At 29.3% G+C, this 4,108-nt stretch carries 4 protein-coding genes; all 4 read left to right on the forward strand.

Annotated elements, in window-relative coordinates; genetic code table 11:
• Positions 1-18 precede the first annotated feature (18 nt).
• On the forward strand, positions 19-1,164 hold the full coding sequence (gmd, locus tag ACH5BF_RS14170) for a GDP-mannose 4,6-dehydratase (protein WP_423274204.1): 1,146 nt from the start codon (positions 19-21) through the stop codon (positions 1,162-1,164).
• A gap of 42 nt (positions 1,165-1,206) precedes the next feature.
• The gene (locus ACH5BF_RS14175) at positions 1,207-2,256 is read left to right on the forward strand and encodes a GDP-L-fucose synthase family protein (protein ID WP_423274893.1); all 1,050 of its coding nucleotides are present in this window, start codon (positions 1,207-1,209) and stop codon (positions 2,254-2,256) included.
• Positions 2,257-2,727, forward strand: coding sequence for a GDP-mannose mannosyl hydrolase (locus ACH5BF_RS14180; RefSeq protein WP_423274892.1), 471 nt, complete (start codon positions 2,257-2,259; stop codon positions 2,725-2,727).
• The coding region (locus tag ACH5BF_RS14185; RefSeq protein ID WP_423274861.1) for a mannose-1-phosphate guanylyltransferase/mannose-6-phosphate isomerase at positions 2,720-4,108 on the forward strand (1,389 nt) is incomplete at its 3' end. The genes ACH5BF_RS14180 and ACH5BF_RS14185, both read left to right, overlap by 8 nt.

Here is a 4,108-nt window from a genome sequence, read left to right on the forward strand (position 1 = left end):
AAAGGGAAAATAATAAGAATGGCAGAGCAAAAAGTAGCATTAATAACAGGAATCACAGGACAAGATGGATCATATCTTGCAGAATTTTTACTAAAAAAAGGATATATCGTACATGGTATAAAAAGAAGGTCTTCTTTATTTAATACAGATAGAATAGATCACTTATACCAAGATCCTCATGTAGAAAATAGAAACCTAATATTACATTATGGTGATATGACAGATTCTATGAATTTAACAAGAATTATTGCTGAGTGTCAACCAGATGAAATTTATAATTTAGCTGCAATGAGCCATGTTGCAGTTTCTTTTGAAACACCTGAATATGTAGCAAACGCTGATGGTACAGGAACATTAAGAATTTTAGAAGCAGTGAAACTACTAGGTTTAGAGAAAAAAACAAAGATTTATCAAGCTTCTACTTCAGAATTATATGGAAAAGTTCAAGAAACACCTCAAAGTGAAACAACTCCTTTTTATCCAAGATCTCCTTATGCAGTTGCAAAAATGTACGCTTACTGGATTACAGTAAATTATAGAGAAGCATATGGAATGTATGCGTGTAATGGTATTTTATTTAATCATGAATCTCCTGTTAGAGGTGAGACTTTCGTAACAAGAAAAATTACAAGAGCAGCTTCTAAAATAGCACTAAATTTACAAGATAAATTATATTTAGGTAATTTAGATGCAAAAAGAGATTGGGGACATGCAAAAGATTATGTTCGAATGATGTGGATGATTTTACAAGCAGATGAACCAGAAGATTGGGTTATTGCTACAGGACAAACTACAACAGTAAGAGACTTTGTTAAGTTTGCTTTTGCTTATGCAGGTATTAATTTAAGATTTGAAAATGAAGGTGTTGATGAAATTGGTATTATAGATAGTTTTGATGAAGAAAAAGCAAAAGTATCGGGTATTGATTTATCTCATTTAAAACTTAACCAAACAGTTGTTTGTGTAGACCCAAGATACTTTAGACCAACAGAAGTTGATTTACTATTAGGTGATCCTTCAAAAGCAGAGAAGAAGCTTGGATGGAATAGAGAGTATAATCTTCAAGACTTAGTTGAAGATATGATGCAAAGTGATATAAAACTTATGACAAAAGACCAATATCTAAAAGATGGTGGTTATAAAATTATGAGTTACTTTGAATAGTAATAAAATTAATATAAAGTATATTTAAATATGTCAAATATAATAAATAAAAATTCAAAAATATATGTAGCAGGACATAGAGGTTTAGTAGGTTCTGCAATAGTTAAAAACCTTCAATCAAAAGGTTATACAAATATTATTTATAGAACACATAAAGAACTAGACTTAACAGATCAAAATGCAGTAGAAGAGTTTTTTAGTCTAGAAAAGCCAGAGTATGTAATTCTTGCTGCTGCAAAAGTTGGTGGAATAGTTGCAAATAATACATATAGAGCAGATTTTATATATGAAAATCTTGCTATTCAAAATAATGTAATACACCAATCATATGTACATAAAGTAAAAAAACTTCTATTCTTAGGATCAACTTGTATTTATCCAAAAGAGGCTCCTCAACCAATGCCAGAGGATTGTTTATTAACAAGTCCACTAGAATATACAAATGAACCATATGCAATAGCAAAAATAGCTGGTATAAAAATGTGTGAATCATATAACTTACAATATGGAACAAACTTTATATCTGTAATGCCAACGAATCTATATGGACCAAATGATAACTTTGATTTAGAGAAATCACATGTACTTCCAGCACTAATTAGAAAGATATACTTAGCAAAACTTTTAAATGAAGGAAATACACAAGCTGTATTAGATGATTTAAATATGAATTCTTTAGAAGAAGCTAACAATTACCTTGAAAAATTTGGTGTGAATAAAGACTCAGTAGAGATATGGGGAACAGGGAAACCAAGAAGAGAGTTTTTATATTCAGAAGATATGGCAGATGCTTGTGTATTTTTACTAGAGAATAGAGATTTTACAGATACTTATGATAAAAATCAAAAAGAAGTAAGAAATACACATATAAATATAGGAACAGGTGTAGATATATCTATAAAAGAGTTAGCAACTTTAATTCAAGATATTATTGGATTTAAGGGTGACTTAGTATTTAATACAGAAAAACCAGATGGAACGATGGTTAAGTTAACTGATCCTTCTAAACTTCATAGTTTGGGATGGAAACATAAAGTTGAGCTTGAGGATGGTATTAAGACTATGTTTAATTGGTATTTAGAAAGTAAATAAATGTTTTTAGAAAAAGATATATTTAGCTCAATTATTGAAAATACTCCTTTAATATCTATTGACCTCATAGTAAAAAATTCAAAAGATGAAATACTTCTAGGTCAAAGACTAAACAAACCAGCTAAAGGAAGCTGGTTTGTACCTGGAGGAAGAATCTATAAAGATGAACCTATAGAAAAAGCTTTTAAAAGGTTAACACTAGGAGAACTTGGAAAAGAGTTTAATATAAATAAGGCTTCTTTTAAGGGAATATATCAACACTTCTATAATGACAATGTATTTAATGATAAGTTCTCAACACACTATATAGCTCTAGGCTTTGAACTTGAAATAAAAGAGAAATTATCTTTAGATAGAATCCAACATGAAAAGCAAAGATGGTTTAACATACAAGAACTTCTAGAATCACAAGAAGTATATGACTATGTAAAAGATTATTTTATAAAAGAAAAAGGAATAAGAAATGACTAACATAATATTATGCGGAGGCAGTGGAACAAGATTATGGCCAATAAGTAGAACTTTAATGCCAAAACAGTTCGTAAAACTATTTCTCGAAGAGAGTGCAGAGCACAAGGATGAAAAATCACTATTCCAATTAACTGTTGATAGAAATAGTAAATTATGTAATAGTCAATTTATTGTTTCAAATGCTGAACAATACTTTTTAGCTTTAGATCAATTAGAAGAATTAAATAAAACTAATAATAAATACTTATTAGAACCAGTAGGAAGAAATACTGCTCCTGCAATCGCTTTAGCTTGCATGGAATTAGAATATGATGAAATAGTTTTAGTAACTCCATCGGATCATCTAATAAAAGATGAAAATGAATATATGAATGTTCTAGAAAAAGCAAAAGAGTTAGCAATAAAAGGAAACCTTGTAACTTTTGGTATTACTCCTACTTTTGCAGAAACAGGATTTGGATATATAGAAAGTGAAAATACTTATGATGTAAAAGCTTTCCATGAAAAGCCTGATTTACAAACAGCTACTTCATATTTAGAAGCAGGGAACTATTACTGGAACTCTGGAATGTTCTGCTTTAAAGCAGGAGTATTTTTAGAGGAACTAAAAAAATATTCACCTGAAATTTACGAAACTTCTATTAAAGCATTAAAAAACTCTTCAAAAGATTCAATTATAAGAATAAAACATGAAAATATGATAAATATCCCAGAAGATAGTATAGATTACGCTGTAATGGAAAAATCAAGTATAGTTAAAGTAATACCTTCAAATATAAACTGGTCAGATGTAGGTAGCTTTGATGCACTTTATGAAGAACTTCCAAAAGATGAAAATGGAAATACTGAAAATCCTAATCATATATCAATAGATTCTAAAAACAATTTAATCTATGGAAGTGAAAGAAAAATAGCAACAGTAGATATAGAAGATACTATTATTGTAGATACAGGAGATGCACTTTTAATTTCAAAAAAAGGAAGTTCTCAAAAAGTAAAAAAAGTAGTTCAAGAAATAAAAAAAGATACAGAACTACATAATATACATTTAACTGGACATAGACCATGGGGGACATATACTGTCTTAGAAGAAACGGCAGGATATAAAATAAAAAGAATAGAAGTAAAACCAGGTAAAAGACTTAGTTTACAAAAACATTTTCATAGAAATGAGCATTGGATAGTAGTAAGTGGAACAGCAACAGTAACAGTAGGCAATACTACAAAATATGTAAGACCAAATGAGAGTACATATATAAAGATGGGTGAAGTTCATAGATTAGAAAATGAAGGTAAGATTCCAGTAGTATTAATAGAAGCACAAGTTGGTGAATATACAGGCGAAGATGATATTGTTCGTCTTGATGATGATTTTATGAGA

This window comes from Arcobacter pernae (assembly GCF_049472135.1).
GTDB lineage: Bacteria > Campylobacterota > Campylobacteria > Campylobacterales > Arcobacteraceae > Arcobacter_B.

Bases quoted from the DNA above. Each gene is read 5' to 3' on its own strand.
- gmd (WP_423274204.1), top strand. From the start codon at position 19: ATGGCAGAGCAAAAAGTAGCATTAATAACAGGAATCACAGGACAAGAT.
- ACH5BF_RS14180 (WP_423274892.1), top strand. From the start codon at position 2,257: ATGTTTTTAGAAAAAGATATATTTAGCTCAATTATTGAAAATACTCCT.